Source organism: Paraburkholderia ginsengisoli NBRC 100965, assembly GCF_000739735.1.
Lineage (GTDB): Bacteria > Pseudomonadota > Gammaproteobacteria > Burkholderiales > Burkholderiaceae > Paraburkholderia > Paraburkholderia ginsengisoli.
In genome coordinates this window covers 107,797-124,121 of record NZ_BBJF01000022.1, presented here as the reverse complement: position 1 = coordinate 124,121, position 16,325 = coordinate 107,797, and the positions used below count along the sequence as shown (strand labels likewise).

10 protein-coding genes are annotated in these 16,325 nt (G+C 65.1%); 4 read left to right on the top strand and 6 right to left on the bottom strand.

The window, feature by feature from the left end; genetic code table 11:
* The first annotated feature begins 77 nt into the window (after window positions 1–77).
* Window positions 78–1,628 (top strand): amidophosphoribosyltransferase, encoded by a 1,551-nt coding sequence (gene purF / locus BGI01S_RS25500; RefSeq protein WP_042328994.1) that lies wholly within the window; start codon window positions 78–80, stop codon window positions 1,626–1,628.
* 273 nt (window positions 1,629–1,901) lie between these two features.
* Complete coding sequence (locus BGI01S_RS25495; protein WP_042329038.1) at window positions 1,902–3,092, top strand: O-succinylhomoserine sulfhydrylase; 1,191 nt, start codon at window positions 1,902–1,904, stop codon at window positions 3,090–3,092.
* Between the two features lie 142 nt (window positions 3,093–3,234).
* On the opposite strand, the gene BGI01S_RS25490 is transcribed toward BGI01S_RS25495, so the two are convergent.
* Window positions 3,235–4,014 carry an AraC family transcriptional regulator gene (locus tag BGI01S_RS25490; RefSeq protein ID WP_042328991.1) on the bottom strand — a complete coding sequence of 260 codons (780 nt, stop codon included), beginning with the start codon at window positions 4,012–4,014 and terminating at the stop codon, window positions 3,235–3,237.
* 53 nt (window positions 4,015–4,067) lie between these two features.
* The gene (locus tag BGI01S_RS25485) at window positions 4,068–4,409 is read right to left on the bottom strand and encodes an FKBP-type peptidyl-prolyl cis-trans isomerase (protein ID WP_027803023.1); all 342 of its coding nucleotides are present in this window, start codon (window positions 4,407–4,409) and stop codon (window positions 4,068–4,070) included.
* A gap of 185 nt (window positions 4,410–4,594) precedes the next feature.
* Between BGI01S_RS25485 and BGI01S_RS25480 the strand changes: the two genes are divergently transcribed.
* Both BGI01S_RS25480 and BGI01S_RS25475 read left to right on the top strand, forming a co-directional pair.
* Entirely contained in the window at window positions 4,595–5,407 is an 813-nt protein-coding gene (locus BGI01S_RS25480) for a sensor histidine kinase (RefSeq protein ID WP_042328989.1), read from the top strand.
* Between the two features lie 89 nt (window positions 5,408–5,496).
* Window positions 5,497–6,840 (top strand): hemolysin family protein, encoded by a 1,344-nt coding sequence (locus tag BGI01S_RS25475; protein WP_042328988.1) that lies wholly within the window; start codon window positions 5,497–5,499, stop codon window positions 6,838–6,840.
* A gap of 46 nt (window positions 6,841–6,886) precedes the next feature.
* On the opposite strand, the gene treY is transcribed toward BGI01S_RS25475, so the two are convergent.
* The 4 genes from treY to glgX all read right to left on the bottom strand — a co-directional run bounded on the left by treY (window position 6,887) and on the right by glgX (window position 16,271).
* Entirely contained in the window at window positions 6,887–9,745 is a 2,859-nt protein-coding gene (gene treY / locus BGI01S_RS25470) for a malto-oligosyltrehalose synthase (RefSeq protein WP_042328986.1), read from the bottom strand.
* Window positions 9,742–11,964: a 4-alpha-glucanotransferase gene (malQ, locus tag BGI01S_RS25465; RefSeq protein ID WP_042328984.1), complete on the bottom strand. Its 2,223-nt coding sequence runs from the start codon at window positions 11,962–11,964 to the stop codon at window positions 9,742–9,744. Before malQ ends, treY begins: the two co-directional genes overlap by 4 nt.
* Window positions 11,961–13,895 (bottom strand): malto-oligosyltrehalose trehalohydrolase, encoded by a 1,935-nt coding sequence (gene treZ / locus BGI01S_RS25460; protein WP_042328983.1) that lies wholly within the window; start codon window positions 13,893–13,895, stop codon window positions 11,961–11,963. The genes malQ and treZ overlap by 4 nt, the downstream gene beginning before the upstream one ends.
* Window positions 13,896–14,051: 156 nt before the next feature.
* Window positions 14,052–16,271 (bottom strand): glycogen debranching protein GlgX, encoded by a 2,220-nt coding sequence (glgX, locus tag BGI01S_RS25455; RefSeq protein ID WP_042328981.1) that lies wholly within the window; start codon window positions 16,269–16,271, stop codon window positions 14,052–14,054.
* Between the last annotated feature and the right edge of the window lie 54 nt (window positions 16,272–16,325).

Here is a 16,325-nt window from a genome sequence, read left to right as displayed (position 1 = left end):
CCGAAGGAACTCCCCTAGGGGACGCTATCGCAGGCACCGGCCGCCACGACGAATTTCGTACCTTTGAAGGACATGCCATGTGCGGCATCGTAGGCGTAGTTTCCCACTCTCCGGTCAATCAGCTGATCTATGACAGCCTGCTGCTGCTGCAGCATCGCGGTCAGGACGCCGCCGGTATCGCGACAGCGAACGGCAGCAACTTCCACATGCACAAGGCCAACGGCATGGTGCGCGACGTGTTCCGCACGCGCAACATGCGCAGCCTGCCCGGCACGACCGGTATCGGCCAGGTCCGTTACCCGACCGCGGGTTCGGCGTCGAGCGAAGAAGAAGCCCAGCCGTTCTACGTGAACGCGCCGTTCGGCATCATCCTCGCCCACAACGGCAACCTGACCAACTGGCAGCAACTGAAAGATGAGATGTTCCGCATCGATCGCCGCCACATCAACACCAATTCCGACACGGAAGTCATGCTCAACGTGCTGGCGCACGAACTGCAGCTGGCCAGCTCCGGTCTGCAACTCGATCCGGCCGCGCTGTTCAACGCCGTGTCAGGCGTGCATCGCCGGGTGCGGGGTTCGTACGCGATCGTGTCGCTGATCGCCGGCTACGGGCTGCTCGGTTTCCGCGACCCGTTCGGCATCCGTCCGCTGTGCCTCGGCAAGCTGGAAACGGCTGAAGGCGTCGAATGGATGCTGGCGTCGGAATCGGTGGCGATCGAAGGCATCGGCTTCGAGTTCGTGCGCGACGTGGCGCCGGGCGAGGCGATTTTCATCGACATCGACGGCAAGCTGCATTCGCAGCAATGTGCGACGGCCCCGAGCCTGAACCCCTGCATTTTCGAACTCGTGTACCTCGCGCGTCCGGACTCGGTGCTCGACGGCGTGCCGGTCTACAACGTGCGTCTGCGCATGGGCGATTACCTCGCCGAGAAGATCAAGCGCGAACTGCCCGATGTCGCGATCGACGTCGTGATGCCGATTCCCGATTCGTCGCGTCCGGCCGCGATGCAGGTCGCGAAGAAGCTGGGCGTCGAGTATCGCGAAGGCTTCTTCAAGAACCGCTATGTGGGCCGTACCTTCATCATGCCGGGCCAGGCGGTGCGCAAGAAGTCGGTGCGCCAGAAGCTGAACGCGATGGGCATCGAGTTCAAGGGCAAGAATGTGCTGATCGTCGACGACTCGATCGTGCGCGGCACCACCTCGCACGAAATCGTGCAGATGGCGCGCGATGCGGGCGCCAATAAGGTGATCTTCGCGTCGGCGGCGCCGCCGGTGAAATTCCCGAACGTGTACGGCATCGACATGCCGACGCGCGGTGAACTCGTCGCTCACGGCCGCACGGACGACGAAGTCGCGCGCATGATCGGCGCGGACCACCTCGTGTATCAGGACGTCGATGCGCTGAAGCAGGCGGTGCGCGACATCAACCCGGCGCTGCATGAGTTCGAGGCCTCGTGCTTCGACGGCAACTACGTGACCGGCGACGTCACCACCGAGTACCTCGACCGTATCGAAACGGCTCGTCTCGCACCGTCGTCGCAATCGGATCGCGACGCCGCGAGCGAAGCGATCGACGGCGGCACCCCGGCGCGCTCGCAATTGCATCTGCAACTGTCGGTAGGTTGAGCGTGGCGTGCTGCACGCCGCGCTACACGCGTGTTAGCATGTCGACTTGCGTCGATTTGATCTCAGCTTGCGGACGCGGGGCAACCCGAAACAGCTAAAGCGAATGGTGGAAACGCCGCATTCATCCACCTCCGCTCCAGCTTTCCCCGCACATGAAGCCCGCTTATGCCGACGCAAAAGCGGGCTTTTTTGTTGCTGTCGTTTGGCGTCGCGCCTGGTTTCACAACGAGCCGCGCCGAACGCAGCCATCGAACATTGGAAACCAGAACCAACATGGACGACTCCCTGAACTTCGATACGCTGGCAGTCCGCTCGGGCACGGTGCGCAGCGACTTCAACGAGCATTCGGAAGCCATCTTCCTGACCTCGAGCTTCGTGTTCGCGAGTGCCGCGGACGCCGCCGAGCGCTTCAAGAATTCCGAGGACAACTACACCTACTCGCGTTTCACGAACCCGACCGTGTCGATGTTCCAGGACCGCCTCGCCGCACTTGAAGGCGGAGAAGCGTGCATGGCGACGGCGTCGGGCATGGCCGCGATCATGTCCGTGGTGATGTCCGCGCTGCAGGCCGGCGACCACCTCGTGAGTTCGCAGGCGCTGTTCGGCTCGACGCTCGGCATGTTCTCGCAGATCTTCAGCAAGTTCGGCATTGCGACCACCTTCGTCGATCCGACCGATCTCGACGCCTGGAAGAATGCCGTGCGCCCCGAGACGAAGATGTTCTTCCTCGAAACGCCGTCGAATCCGCTGACCGAAGTCGCCGATATCGCAGCGATCAGCAAGATCGCGAAGGCGGCGGACGCGCTGTTCGTGGTCGACAACTGCTTCTGCAGCCCGGCCCTGCAGCAGCCGCTGAAGCTCGGCGCGGACGTCGTGATGCACTCGGCCACCAAGTTCCTCGATGGCCAGGGTCGCGTGCTCGGTGGCGCGCTGGTCGGCTCGAAGAAATTCATCATGGAGAAGGTGTTTCCGTTCGTGCGCAGCGCGGGGCCGACGCTCTCCGCGTTCAACGCATGGGTGCTGCTCAAGGGGATGGAAACGCTGTCGCTGCGGGTTGAAAAGCAGTCGGCGAACGCGCTCGAAATTGCGCGCTGGCTGGAGACGCATGCGGCCGTGAATCGCGTGTTCTATCCGGGACTCGAATCGCACCCGCAGCATGCGCTGGCGATGCGTCAGCAGAAGTCGGGCGGCGCGATCCTGTCGTTCGAACTGAAGGGCGACACGCCGGAGCAGATGCGTGAGAACGCGTGGCGCGTGATCGACAACACGAAGATCTGCTCGATCACCGGCAACCTCGGCGATACGCGTACGACCATCACGCATCCGGCGACCACCACGCACGGTCGCGTGACGCCGGAAGCGCGCGCGGCGGCGGGCATCAGCGAAGGCTTGATCCGTCTTGCCGTGGGTCTGGAAAACGCCGGCGATATTCGCGGCGATCTGGAGCGGGGTCTGGCCGGTTGAGCCGCGCCTGACTGATCGACTGCCATTGAAGCGGGCAAGGGTGCCGGCTTCAGCGGCGCTCCAGTAGTGCAAGTTGTACAAGCGGGCCGTCCTCGCATGGCGGCTCGCGCAACGAATCCCGCAACGAAACCCGCAATAAAACTCAGTGGCGCAGTGCGCGCCATTGCCCGGGCGCCAGCCCGAAGCGTCGCGTGAAGGCGTGTGTGTACGCGCTCTGATCGCCGAAGCCGATGTCCAGCGCGATGTCGGTCAACGAAAGACGCGGGTCCGCGAGCAACGTGATCGATGTATCGAGCCGTAGCCGCTGTAAATAGCGATGTGGCGTTTCGCCGAACGCATCGATAAAAAGCTGGTGAAAACGCCGCATGCCGAAACCGCAATGCGCGGCGAGATCGGCGATCCGCAACGGCTCCGACAGATGCGCGCGCAGCCAGCGATCGATTCGCGCAAAGTCGAGTCCCGCGCTGATAGCCTGCGCACCGGCCGTCGTGCCGGTATCGGCCACCAACGCCGCGCCGAGGCGCGCGGCCGCATCCCAATGGAAACGCCGGCTGTCCAGATCGTCGCCCTGCGCGCCACCGGTCGCGTGCGCCGCGATCCGATGCACGAGCTGCGTGAGCGATGCGTCGACCGTCACGGCCCGCGCGCGGTCGAACAACCGCTCCGGCACGGCGAGCGAGCTGGCCGGCAAATCCAGCACCAACTGCCGGTTTTCGCCGACGCCCGCGTAGTCGTGCCGCGCACCGGCCGGGATCAACCACGCGGAGCCGGCGTCGATCTGTTGCGCGACACCGTCGACCGCCATCACCATCGCGCCGTCGAGCCCGAGCACGACCTGATGAAAGTCGTGCACGTCCGACGCCTCGATCGCACCGTAGCGGCGCAACGAAACGCTGGGAGCGGTGACGGCGGCGTGACTCATGGCGATAACCGGTCGATGATGCTGACGCGCAATAACAAAAAACAGCGAGCCGCTTAAACGCCGAGCAGTTCGACTTCGAACACGAGCGTCGCATTCGGCGGAATCACGCCGCCTGCGCCGCGCACGCCGTAGCCGAGTTGCGGCGGGATGGTCAGCTTGCGCGTGCCGCCGACTTTCATGCCTTGCACGCCTTCGTCCCAACCCTTGATGACCATGCCGCCGCCCAGCACGAATGCGAACGGGTCGTTGCGGTCCTTGCTCGAGTCGAACTTCTGGCCGTCGGTCAGCCAGCCGGTGTAATGCACGCTGACGGTCTTGCCAGCCACCGCTTCGGCGCCGGTGCCTTCAACGATGTCTTCGTACTTCAGGCCGGATTCGGTAGTCACAGTCGACATGTGTCGCTCCTTGGTCAAATCGTAAAAACCGACATTGTAGGCGTGTTGAAGCCGCATCGCGCAGGATTGCCGCGTGGCACGCGGATTGCGTCGCAGTTGGCCGTCCGGCCAGGCTGGTCGCGCCGGGCAGCTTGCCTATAATGGGGCTTTTTTCAATCACCCAGCATTGCCTAGAGGGCTCGATCGTGACAACGTCTTCAACCGGGACTGCCGGCACATCCCCGGTTCCTTCCGGGTTCGCCGTATCCGAACGCACTGCGCGTCTGCGCGCCGAAACCGCGCTCTTCATGCGCGATCACGTGCTGTCGCTGGTGTCGCACGATCTACGTGGTCCGTTGAATGCCATTCATAGCTGGGCGTACGTGCTGGAGCGCAAGCTCGACGCGAACGATCCCAACGCGCAGCGCGCCGTCGCCGGTATCCGCAGCGGCGTGGATCAGCAGGTGAAGCTGCTCGAAACGATCGTCGACGCGACGCGCGCCGAAACCAAATCGCTGGCGCTTTCCTATGCGCCATTCCCGCTGCACCCGCTGCTCGACGAAACCGTCGACGAAGTCCGCACGAACCTCGCGCGCACGCGCGGCGTGGAGATCACGCTCGACTCGCAACTCTCGACCGACCAGCTCAACGGCGACCGCGAACGCCTCGCCGCCGCGTTGTGGGTGATGCTCACGTTCGCCGTCGAAGCGAGCGCGGAAGGCGCCGCGCTCACGCTGGCCACGCGCGCGGAGTCGGGCATGTGGCACGCCACCGTCAGCTACGCGACGAACGAAGCCGCGTTGAACGATCCCGCGTTGCCGCATGTGCTGGAAGCATTCGCTCGCAAGCAGGCCGGCGAGCCGCGTGAAGCGAAGCGGATTGCCTGGGTGTTCGCGCTTTGCAAGCGCGTCGCCGAAGCGCACGGCGGCAGTTTCGAGCAAAGCGATGCAAGCGCGGACGCCGGCGAAACCGCCACGCTCGCACTCCGCATACCATTGAGCGCGACGGCGCCGAGGTAAGCGCATCGTCCCGCTTCTTGCGCTTGATTAACTTTTCACCGAGCTTTCACCCTCTATACTGACAACTTTTGTTGCCGGAGCCCCTAGCTTTGATCCAGGTCGTCGCCCTTATCGGTGCGTTGTTTCTCGTTGCCCTCAACGGTTTTTTTGTCGCCGCTGAATTCGGTCTGGTCAAACTGCGGCAAACGCGCGTGCAAAGCCTCGCGACCCGGCATGGCCTGCGCGGACGTCTGCTGGCCAAGGTGCATGGGCGGCTCGACGCCTACCTGTCCGCGTGTCAGCTCGGCATTACGCTCGCATCGCTCGGGCTCGGCTGGATCGGCGAGCCCGCGTTCGCGGAACTGCTCTCGCCGCTGCTGACCCTGCTCGGCGTGGAATCGGAGCGGATGGTTCACGGCATTTCGCTGTTCTTCGCGTTCTCGTGCATTTCGTTCCTGCATATCGTGGTGGGCGAACTCGCGCCGAAGTCGCTGGCGATTCGCGAGGCGGAGAAGGTGTCGCTATGGGCCGCCATGCCGCTGTACGGCTTTTACTGGGCGATGTATCCGGCGATCTGGGTGCTTAATTCGAGCGCCAACGCGGTGCTGAAGCTCACGGGGCTCGACGCCGATCACGGGCACGACTCGCATTACTCCACCGACGAACTCAAGCTCATCCTGCGCGGGCGCCGCGCCAACGTTGCGACTGAATTGGGTTCGCCGGACGGCGCGTATAGCCAGGACGAGTGGAACACCATCGCGCATTCGCTGGACTTCTCGCGCATGACCGTATCGGACCTGATGCGCCCGGCCTACGAAATGGTCGGCTTGCGGCGCGATCTGCCGATTCGCGAAAACATGCAGGTGGTGGCGCGGCATCGTTTCAGCCGTTATCCGCTGTTCGAAGATGCATCGGGCGAGCGCGTGGTCGGCATGATCCATTTGAAGGACCTGCTGCTCGCGCGCCAGGCGGGCAGCACGCTCGAGGATCTCTCCCACTACATGCGGCCCGTGCAATACGTGAAGCCGGATATGCCGGCGCTCGAACTGTTTCGGCGCTTCCGCAAGGGCGCGCCGCATCTTGCGCTGGTCGGTCACAAGAACTCGAAGCCGATCGGTTTCCTCACGCTCGACAATCTGCTGGGCGCGCTGGTCGGGCAGATTCACGACGAATTCCGTCAGGGCGACGCCGATTGGACCCGCATGGACGACGGCACGTTGATGGGCAAGGGCAGCTTGCCGGTGGTGTCGCTGGAGCGCGCGCTGGGGATCGACATCGACGAGGGCCAGGCCGAGTCGGTCGGCGGCCTCGTGATCCAGGCGCTGAACGATCTGCCCAGCGAAGGGCAGCGTGTGGAGTTCGACCGCTTCGATGTGGTGGTCAAGAAGATGAAGGGGCCGCGCATCGTGCTCGTGCGTGTCTATCCAAAGAGCTTCGACGACGAAGGCGGTTGAAGCAACAGACGCTTCAACCGCTCGCACTTCGCACACAAACACGGTATCAACTGCGCGGCACCCCATCCTCGACCAGCACCGCAATCGGCATCGCCGCCAACGCATCGCGCAGATACAGCAGGCCGTTTTCATCGACCTTCGGCGCGGCCGGACTCAGCCAGTCGAACAACGCTCGCGCGGAAAGATCGGACGGCACCTCGACCGCTGTATCTTCCCATCGTGCCGGATCGACCATCGGCAGATCGCCGTCATCGCCGAGCAGCGCGGCCGCGAGCCGGCTCGCCACCACCACCGCCCACGCGTTGCCATGCCGCCGCGCAAACGCAATCACGCTCGACGCCTGCGCGCCGCGCACCGCGAGCGGCAGATACGTGCTCTGACTCAGCAACTCCGGCAGATGCGCGCGCAACGCGAGCACCCGTTGTATAACCGCTAGCTTCACGCGACCATCGCGCCACTCCGGCAGAAATTCCGACGGCGGCGTTTGTGCGAGCCATGCCTCTCGTTTGGCGAAATCGACGGGGCGCCGATTGTCCGGATCGACGAGGCTGAAGTCCCACAACTCGGTGCCTTGATAGAGATCGGGAATCCCAGGCGATGCCAGCCGCAACACCGTCTGCTGCAAACTGTTGAGCGCGCCCGCTCGGCCGATTCGCGCGACGAACGCGGACAGTTCCTTCAGGAAGCCGTCGCGTCGCTGCGTCGCGAGAATGTCGAACAGAAAATCGCGGCAGCCGGCTTCGTACGCTTCGTCGGGAGCGAGCCAGTTGGTTTGCAGCTTCGCTTCGCGCAGCGCCTTCAATTGCCATTGCGCGACGCGCTCGGCCAGCTCCTTCACGCCCGCTTCGTCGTCCGCTTGCAGCCCGGGCGGCCAGCAGCCCACCAGCGTCTGATACAGCATCGCTTCGGCGGCGGGGCCGGGCGCCCACGCGTCGTTGCCACTTTGGGCGACGTCGCTGATCGGCTTGCCGTCGAGCGAGCGCCGATGCGGCGCGTTCAATGTGGACCACGCGCGCAAGGTCGCGCCCCAGTCGTCGGGTATTTCGCTCAGCACCGCGAGCCGCGCACGCACGTCTTCGCCGCGCTTGTGATCGTGCGTGGCCGTTGCGAGCATCGCGTGCGGAAAGCGTTGCGAACGCTCAAGATTGGCCGCGTGAAACTGCTCGACCGACAACGCAAATTCGGCCGGGTTCGAGCCGACTTCGTTGCGCGACAACAACCGGCCGTAGCGATAGCACGCGGTATCTTCGATCGCCTTCGCGGCGACCGGCGCGGTCAACTGCGAGAACAGCGTCTGCGCGGTGCGTCGCGACGCATTCGCATGACTCGGCGGCACGCCGCTCTGCGCCTGCTGCTGCGTCGTGGTAGGCCGCACTGCCGGCGTGTCGTCAGCACTGCCGCCGAGCCACGCGTTCACGCGCTCGAGCGCGACATGGTCCGCACGCGAGAGCGTCGCTCGCGCACCGGCTAACGCTTGCTCGAAATCGCGGTTGTCGGCGGCGCTGCGCAAACCGTTCTGCGGATAGATTCGATACACCGGGAAATGCACGACCAGTTCGGTCAGCACGCGGCGCAGCGTGGTGAAGGTGAAGTCGCGCGTGGTCAACGAATCGCGGGCGATGCGATGCAATGCGCGCGCCGCGCGGTCCAGTTCCGCCGACAGGTTCTCCGCGAGAATCTTGCGTCGCGCGACGATCGCTTCGTCGGCGAAATTCGGACTGCGGCCCGTGAGTTCGGTCCACGTGCGCGCGAGCGGCTCGGCGCCGGCCGGATCGTGCAGCAACGCGCCCACGTCGTTCATGAAGTCGTAGCCTGTCGTTCCGTCGACGGGCCAGTCGTCGCGCAACGGCTCGCCCCGGCCGAGAATCTTTTCGACCACCACGTACGGCGCGGTATCGCGCAACTCGGTGAGCCGCTGCCGCAAGCGCTGGCAGTATTCGCGCGGCTCGGCGAGACCGTCGATATGGTCGATCCGCAAACCATCCACCACGCCTTCCTGATACAGCCGGAAAACCAGCGCATGCACGGCGTCGAATACGTCGGGCCGCTCCACGCGCACGCCGGCCAGTGTCGAGATATCGAAGAAGCGCCGCCAGTTCACCTCATCGGACGCGGTGCGCCACCACGCGAGGCGAAAGTGTTGCCGCTCGATCAGCCGATGCAAACGGTCGCGCGTCACCGGATCGTCAGGCGCGTACGCCTGCAGCACGATCTCGATGGCGGACTCGCCGTTCTGCGCGACGAACTCGCGCAGCTCGTCGCGTCCTTCGGCGGCGCGCGGCTGATCGGTGGGCTGCGTCGTCAGTCCGTGAAAGCGCTCGGCGAGCGCGCTGAGATCGGCGCGGTCCGCGCTTTGCAGGATCGACGCGTAGTCGATCGGGCATACCGGGAAAACGTGCGGGCCGTAGCCGATGTAAAAGCGCCCGCTGTCGGCCGCGAAATGCAGCGCGATGCGGCCCGCCGCGAGTTCGTCGCCGTAAGGCGCGCCGAGCGTGGGCAGCAGCACCTTGCCGCGCAAAGCCGGATCGGGCGAATGCCAGTCGACGTCGAAGTGTCTCGCATAGGCGCTATGGCGGCCCCATTCGAGAATGTCGAGCCACCAGGCGTTGCTCGATCCGCCGACGCCCATATGGTTCGGCACCATGTCGACGATCAGCCCCATGTCGTGTGCGCGCAGTTTGTCGACGAGGCGTTTCAGGGCCGCCTCGCCGCCGCATTCGGCGTTGACCTGGGTGTAGTCGACGGTATCGTAGCCGTGCGTCGAGCCCGGCTCGGCCGTCGTGATCGGCGACGCGTACAGGTGGCTGATACCGAGCGCGGCGAAGTAGTCGACGTGCTGCGCGGCGTCGTCGAACGTGAAGCCTCGATGGAACTGGAGGCGCAGCGTGGAGCGCGGGGCGGTCATGGCGTATCAGGGTCCGGGGAAGCGGTGGAGGGAGCAGAAGAAGGCGTAGCAGAAACGGACGCGGCGGCGCGGCGCGCGCGATCGACCGCCAGCAGGCGATCGTTGAGCGTGCCGTCGTCGAACATCTCGTCGATCGGCACACTCATGCGACGGCGCCAGTTCGGGTGTTCGTCGATCGAGCCGGGCAGGTTCGGCTGATCGACCAGCGCGAGCAGATCTTCGAGCGGGAACGTGACGAGCGGTCCGGGCGTCGCCGCGACGAAGGCCAGCGCTTCGTCGACCGGCGCGCTGTCGGGCGGCGGCGCGGCGACGTGCGGCGCGGCCACGCCGGCTTGCTGGAACGCGCGCCACAACGCGGCGCGGTCGTTCGCGCGTTCCTCCTGCGCGGCTTCCTCGGGGTCGCGGCCGTCGGCGCGCGCCATCGTCTGCCCGATCCGGTTGCGCCACGTGATGTCGCTGCCGCGCCACCAGCCGGCCACGGTCGGCAGATCGTGCGTGGTGGTCGTGCCCACCGCATTGCGGTCCCACTCGCGCGGTGGCTTGAAACCCTTGCCGTCGGTCGCGCCTTCGAACCACAGCACGCGAATCCCGGCGATGCCGTGCTCGTCGAGCCGCTCGCGAAAACCCGGTGGCACGGTGCCGAGATCCTCGCCGATCACGATCGCGCGATGCCGCCACGATTCGAGCGCGATCAGACGCAGCAGGTCTTCGAGCGGATAGCGCAGATACGCGCCGTTGCGCGCGCTCTCGCCTTCGGGCACGAGCCACAGACGCCGCAAGCCGAGAATGTGATCGATGCGGATGCCGCCCGCGTGCGCGAACGCGGCGCGCAGCATGTCGATAAACGCGGAGAAGCCCTGCGTGCGCATCGCGCGCGGCGAGAAAGTGGTCAAGCCCCACGCCTGGCCGGCCTGGTTGAACAGGTCCGGCGGCGCGCCGACCGACACGCCTTGCAGCATGTCGTCGCGATACGACCAGGCGTGACTGCCGGCGCTGTCGCAACCCACGGCCAGATCGGCAATGAGGCCGACGGCCATGCCCGCTTCGTTCGCCACATGTTGCGCGTGCGACAAGCCCTTCGCGGCGAGCCATTGCAGAAACAGATGGAAGTCGACTTCGTCGCGATGCGCTTCGGCGAAAGCCTCCACTTCCGGGCTGCGCGGATCGCGCAACGCATCGGGCCAGTTGCGCCAGTGCCCGTCGCCGCCCTGCGCGAGTTGCGCCGCTTGCAGCGCTTCGAAACGCGCGTGATCTTCGAGCGCGCGTCCGGCGCGCTCGCAGAAGCCGTGAAATTCCAGCGCGCGCGGCGTGTCGTGCGCCCGATCATGCGCGCGGAAATGCTCGTACAGTGCGCGCAACACCTTCAGCTTCAACGCGACGGCGTTCGGCCAGTCGATCAGCGACAGGTCTTCGAGCGCCGACCATGCGTCCGCGCCTTTTACCGATTCGAGTGCGGCGCGCGCGGCTTCCGCGCCGAACACCGCGGCGGGATCGATATGCGTGACGTTCAGCCACAAACGCGAGGACGGCGAATACGGGCTGAAGCGATGCGGCTCCGCGCTGAACATTGCGTGCGTCGGACTGACGGCGAGCGCATGTGCGCCACGCTGCGCGCTTTCTACGGCGATCCGCGCGAGCGCCGAGTAATCGCCAATGCCGCCGTCGCCGCTGCGCCGCAAGCCGTACAGTTGCGCGGCGACGCCCCACAGCGGGGGCGTTCGCGCGGCGGCGCTCGCGTCGTCGCGATGCAGCGTGCGCCACGCGTCGTCGACGGTGTAGCAGCGCGACGGCGCGACGGCCAGCGTCACGCGTTGCTCGTTGATGACGAGCGTGTGATAGCCGGGTTCGTCAATCGGCGCGAGCAACGCCTCCTCGCCTTTGGGCGACGTAAAGCGGCCGTCGATGATCGAGCCGCTTTCGAGTTCGATCCGGTAGTGGCTGCCCGATTTCACCGCGGCAAGCGGCAGCGCAATGCCGCGCCCGACTTCGGCGGTCATCAGCGGCAGCATTTTGCGGCCCGATGTTTCGGCGTCCAAAGCAGCGATGCTGTGGCGGATTTGCGTAGCGTTAGCGCACTGCAAGCCCATCCGTTCGAGCAGCACCGCGAGCGTCTTCTCGGGCACATGCTGGGTCGTATGGTGCGCGTCCTGCCACTCCACTTCGAAGCCGGCGCGGGTGGCGAGCGTGGCGATCGTGTCGCCGGGGCGTCGGGTAGTCACGCGTTGCGCTCCTGTTGGCCCGCGATGCGGGCATCGTGGCCGATCGCGTAGTCGCTGACATCGCCGCTTAGCCACGCGACGAACGTGTTCGCCGGCAACACGCCGGTGTCGATCTGCTCGCGCACGCGCGGCGGCGTTTCGAAAACGATCTTGCCGGCGGGCACATCGTCGAACGCGACGCTCTCCTTCGACAGATTCAGCGCGACCGACAACGTCTCGCCGTCGCCGAGTTTCCAGCGCGCGACCAGCGCGTTCGCATCGCCGCCGTTCGCCGCGCCCAGCACACTCGCGCCGAGCGCCTTGCTGTGCTTCAGACGCGGTGTGATCAGCTTGGCCCGTACCGCGAGCGCTGACTTGTAGAAGTGCATCCAGTCGAGACGGTCTTTCGCGTCCGCATCGTTTTGCGCAGCCGCCTCGGCGGCTTCCAACGCCGATGCCGATGGCGACGACGCGGCGAACGTTTTCACGTCGTTCGGATCGGGAATCTGCGCGCGCTTCTTCTCATCGGTGAACGACGAAAAGCGCGCGAATTCGCGACGCCGTCCTTCGCGCACGGCGTCGGCGAGTTCGCCGGTGTAGTCGGTGAAGAACAGGAATGGCTGCGTTGAGCCGTATTCCTCGTCCATGAACAGCAGCGGGATTTGCGGCGACAGCAACAGCAGACCGGTGGCGGCGCGCAACGCGTCGTCCGAGGTCAGCTTGCGCAGCCGCTCGCCGAATGCTCGGTTGCCGACCTGATCGTGGTTCTGCAAAAACATCACGAACGACGTGGGCGGCAAATGCCCGCTCGGTTCGCCACGCGGTTTGCCGTCGTGAATCGGCGACGGGTCGCCCTGATACGCGAAGCCTTCCGACAGCACGCGCGCGAGACGCCGGATCGGTTGCTCTTCGTACGCGTGGTAATAGCCTTCCGTTTCGCCGGTCAGCAGAACGTGCAGCGTGTTGTGCGCGTCGTCGTTCCATTGCGCGTCGAAATGCGATTCCAGCAGACTCGCGCTGTTGTGCTCGTTTTCCAGCACCAGATGCACATGCCGCCCATGCTGAACCTTCGCGCGAATATGCTCGGACAGGTCGCGCAGCCACGCGTGGTTGTCGATCGCATGCACCGCGTCGAAACGCAGCCCGTCGATCCGGTATTCGTTGATCCAGTACACCGCGTTGTCCGTGAAGAAGTCGCTCACTTCACTGCGGTCGAAATCGATCGCCGGGCCCCACGGCGTATGCGTGCCTTCGCGGAAAAACGAGCGTGCGTATGCATGCAGATAATTGCCGTCCGGACCGAAGTGGTTGTAGACCACGTCGAGAAACACCATCAGGCCGTGACCGTGCGCGGCGTCGATCAGCGCCTTCAGTTCTTCGGGACGGCCGTATGCGGAGTCGGGTGCGTACGGCAGCACGCCGTCATAGCCCCAGTTGTGTTTGCCGGGGAAATCGTTCAGCGGCATCAATTCGATTGCGGTGACGCCGAGCGCGGCGAGCGCCGGCAAGCGTTTTTGCACGCCTGCGTAGCCGCCCATTGCGCCCACGTGCAGTTCGTACAGCACGGTTTCTTCCCACGGCCGGCCGTGCCAGTTCGTATGTTCCCAACGGTACGCGCGGGGATCGATGACTTCGCTGGGTCCATGCACGTCCTGCGGCTGAAAACGTGACGCCGGATCGGGCACCGCCTGCTCGCCGTCGAGTCGGAAGCGGTACAGCGTGCCCGCGCCGCTGTCGACGGTGGCTTCGAACCAGCCGTTGCCGGCGGGCGTCATTTCGTGGACGCCCTGCGCCGGGCCGTTTTCGATCGCGACTTGCACACTCTTGCACGACGGCGCCCAGAAACGGAACCGCGTGCGCGGCTTCGCGCCCGCGGCGCCGAGCAATTGCGCGCTGAAGGGCAGGCAATGCGCGTGATGATGCGCATGGGGATCAATCGGGCATTCGGACATAATTCTTCATCCTTCGGATCTACTGTCGAGCTACGCCTTGCGTCTGGCGTGTTGCGCGCGGAGCGCGTTTGCAACGCGGTACGCGTAACGCCGTGCCGCATTGCCTGCTGTTCGTGTCGCGAGGCGCTTGCCATCGCGCTGCTTCAAGTGCCGCCATCAAGTGCTCGGCGACGTATCGTCGCTGGGCGGATGCGCACCGGGATCGGGCGGCAGCGCCGTCAGAAGTCGCGGCCCATGCTGCGGGCCGGCCTTCCAGCCCGCTTGCCAGTCCGCTTCGCCGACCGGTCGCGCGGCCAGCATCACGAGGCCGTGCGCGGCCACCTCGACTTCGCCGGCCGCCAACCGGTGCGGTGCGCTATCCGGCTTGGCAGTGTCTAACAGCACGTGCCATTCCAGGTGGGGGGCGGGCGGCAGAAATCGCAGCGTTTCCTCGTTGGCGTTAAGCATCATCAACAATACTTCGGTTTCGCCATTCAAACCTGGGCCCGCGCGTCGCAGCGTGAACGCGCGCCCTTCGGGGTCTTGCCATGCTTCGATCGTGAGCGGATCGCCGTGCTCGTCGAACCAGCCGACATCGAACAGACCCGGCAACACTTCGCGGTCGCCGAACAGAAAACGCGTTTCGCGTAGCAGGGGATGATGTTTGCGCAGCGCGATCACCCGCGCGACGAATTCGGTCATCTGGCGGCCGTCCGCCGACGCCGCGCGTTCCCAGTCAAGCCACGATATTTCGTTGTCCTGGCAGTACGCGTTGTTGTTGCCGTTCTGCGTGCGCAGCGATTCGTCGCCGGCCAGCATCATCGGCGTGCCGAGCGCCATCAGCAGCGTGGCGATCAGCGAGCGCGCCACGCGTTTGCGCGTGTCGAGAATCGCGGGATCGTCGGTCGGACCTTCGGCGCCCCAGTTGCGGCTGCAATTCTCGTTGTGGCCGTCGTTATTGTCTTCGCGATTCGCTTCGTTGTGCTTGTGTTCGTAGGCGGTGACGTCGGCCAAAGTGAAGCCGTCATGCGACGTGACGAAATTGATCGACGCCCACGGTTTTCTGAAGCGCCGGTTGAAGAGGTCGGCCGAACCGGTCAGGCGCGCGGCGAGATCGGGCCGCAAGCCGGCATCGCCGCGCCAGAAACGGCGCACGGTGTCGCGAAAACGATCGTTCCATTCGCCGAAACCCGGCGGATGATTGCCGAGCTGATAGCCGCCGGGGCCGATGTCCCACGGCTCGGAAATCAGCTTGCGTTGCGACAGGATCGGGTCCTGGCGCAACGCGTCGAAAAAGCCGGAGCCGGGATCGAAGCCGTGTTGCTCCCGTCCGAGCGTCACGCCGAGATCGAAACGGAAGCCGTCGATATTGAACGCCGTCGACCAGTAGCGCAGCGAATCCATCACCATCTGCAGCACGCGCGGATGCGTGATGTTCAGCGTGTTGCCGCAGCCGGTGTCGTTGATATGGTGCCGCTCGTCGCCGGGAATCAGGCGGTAGTAGCTGGCGTTGTCGAGGCCGCGCCACGACACGGTCGGGCCCATCTCGTTGCCTTCGCAGGTGTGGTTGTAGACCACGTCGAGAATCACCTCGATGCCCGCCGCGTGCAACTGACGCACGGCAATGCGCATTTCGTCGAGCCGGTGCGTGCTCAGATACGACGGCTCCGGCGCGAAGAACGCCGCGCTGTTGTAGCCCCAGTAGTTGCGCAGGCCGCGCTCCACCAGGAAGCGATCGTTGAGAAACGCGTGGACCGGCAGCAACTCGACCGCGGTCACACCGAGCTTCAACAGATGCTCGATGAACTCCGGCGACGCCAGCGCCGCGAACGTGCCGCGTTCGTGCTGCCGCAGGTCGGCGCGCAACATCGACGCGCCGCGTACATGCGTTTCGTAGACGATGGTCTCGCCCCACGGCACGTTCGGGCGCTTGTCGTGCGACCAGTCGAACGCCTCGTCGATCACCACGCACTTCGGCATGGCGGGCGCCGAATCGCGCCGATCGATCGACAGGTCCGCGCGATTCGAATGCACGCGATAACCGAACAGCGCATCCGACCAGCGAAACTGTCCGACCAGTTTGCGCGCGTAGGGATCGAGCAGCAGCTTGTGCGGATTGAAGCGATGCCCCTGCTGCGGCTGATACGGGCCATGCGCGCGAAAGCCGTAAGCGGTGCCCGGATGCGCGTTCGGCAGATAGCCGTGCCAGACTTCGTCGGTGCATTCGGGCAGCGTGTAGCGACGGATTTCCTTGCGGCCGGTGGGATCGAACAGGCAGAGCTCGATTTTTTGCGCATTGGCCGAGAACACTGCAAAGTTGACACCGAGGCCATCCCAACTCGCACCGAGCGGATACGGCGAGCCGGGCAGAAGCCGGTCGGGCATTGCATGCGACATGATTCCCCTTCTCTGTTCTGATTTATGAACGCCAGCTTGGGTCTTCATGCAACG

Bases quoted from the DNA above. Each gene is read 5' to 3' on its own strand.
- purF (WP_042328994.1), top strand. From the start codon at position 78: ATGTGCGGCATCGTAGGCGTAGTTTCCCACTCTCCGGTCAATCAGCTG.
- BGI01S_RS25495 (WP_042329038.1), top strand. From the start codon at position 1,902: ATGGACGACTCCCTGAACTTCGATACGCTGGCAGTCCGCTCGGGCACG.
- BGI01S_RS25490 (WP_042328991.1), bottom strand. From the start codon at position 4,014: ATGAGTCACGCCGCCGTCACCGCTCCCAGCGTTTCGTTGCGCCGCTAC.
- BGI01S_RS25485 (WP_027803023.1), bottom strand. From the start codon at position 4,409: ATGTCGACTGTGACTACCGAATCCGGCCTGAAGTACGAAGACATCGTT.
- treY (WP_042328986.1), bottom strand. From the start codon at position 9,745: ATGACCGCCCCGCGCTCCACGCTGCGCCTCCAGTTCCATCGAGGCTTC.
- treZ (WP_042328983.1), bottom strand. From the start codon at position 13,895: ATGTCCGAATGCCCGATTGATCCCCATGCGCATCATCACGCGCATTGC.
- glgX (WP_042328981.1), bottom strand. From the start codon at position 16,271: ATGTCGCATGCAATGCCCGACCGGCTTCTGCCCGGCTCGCCGTATCCG.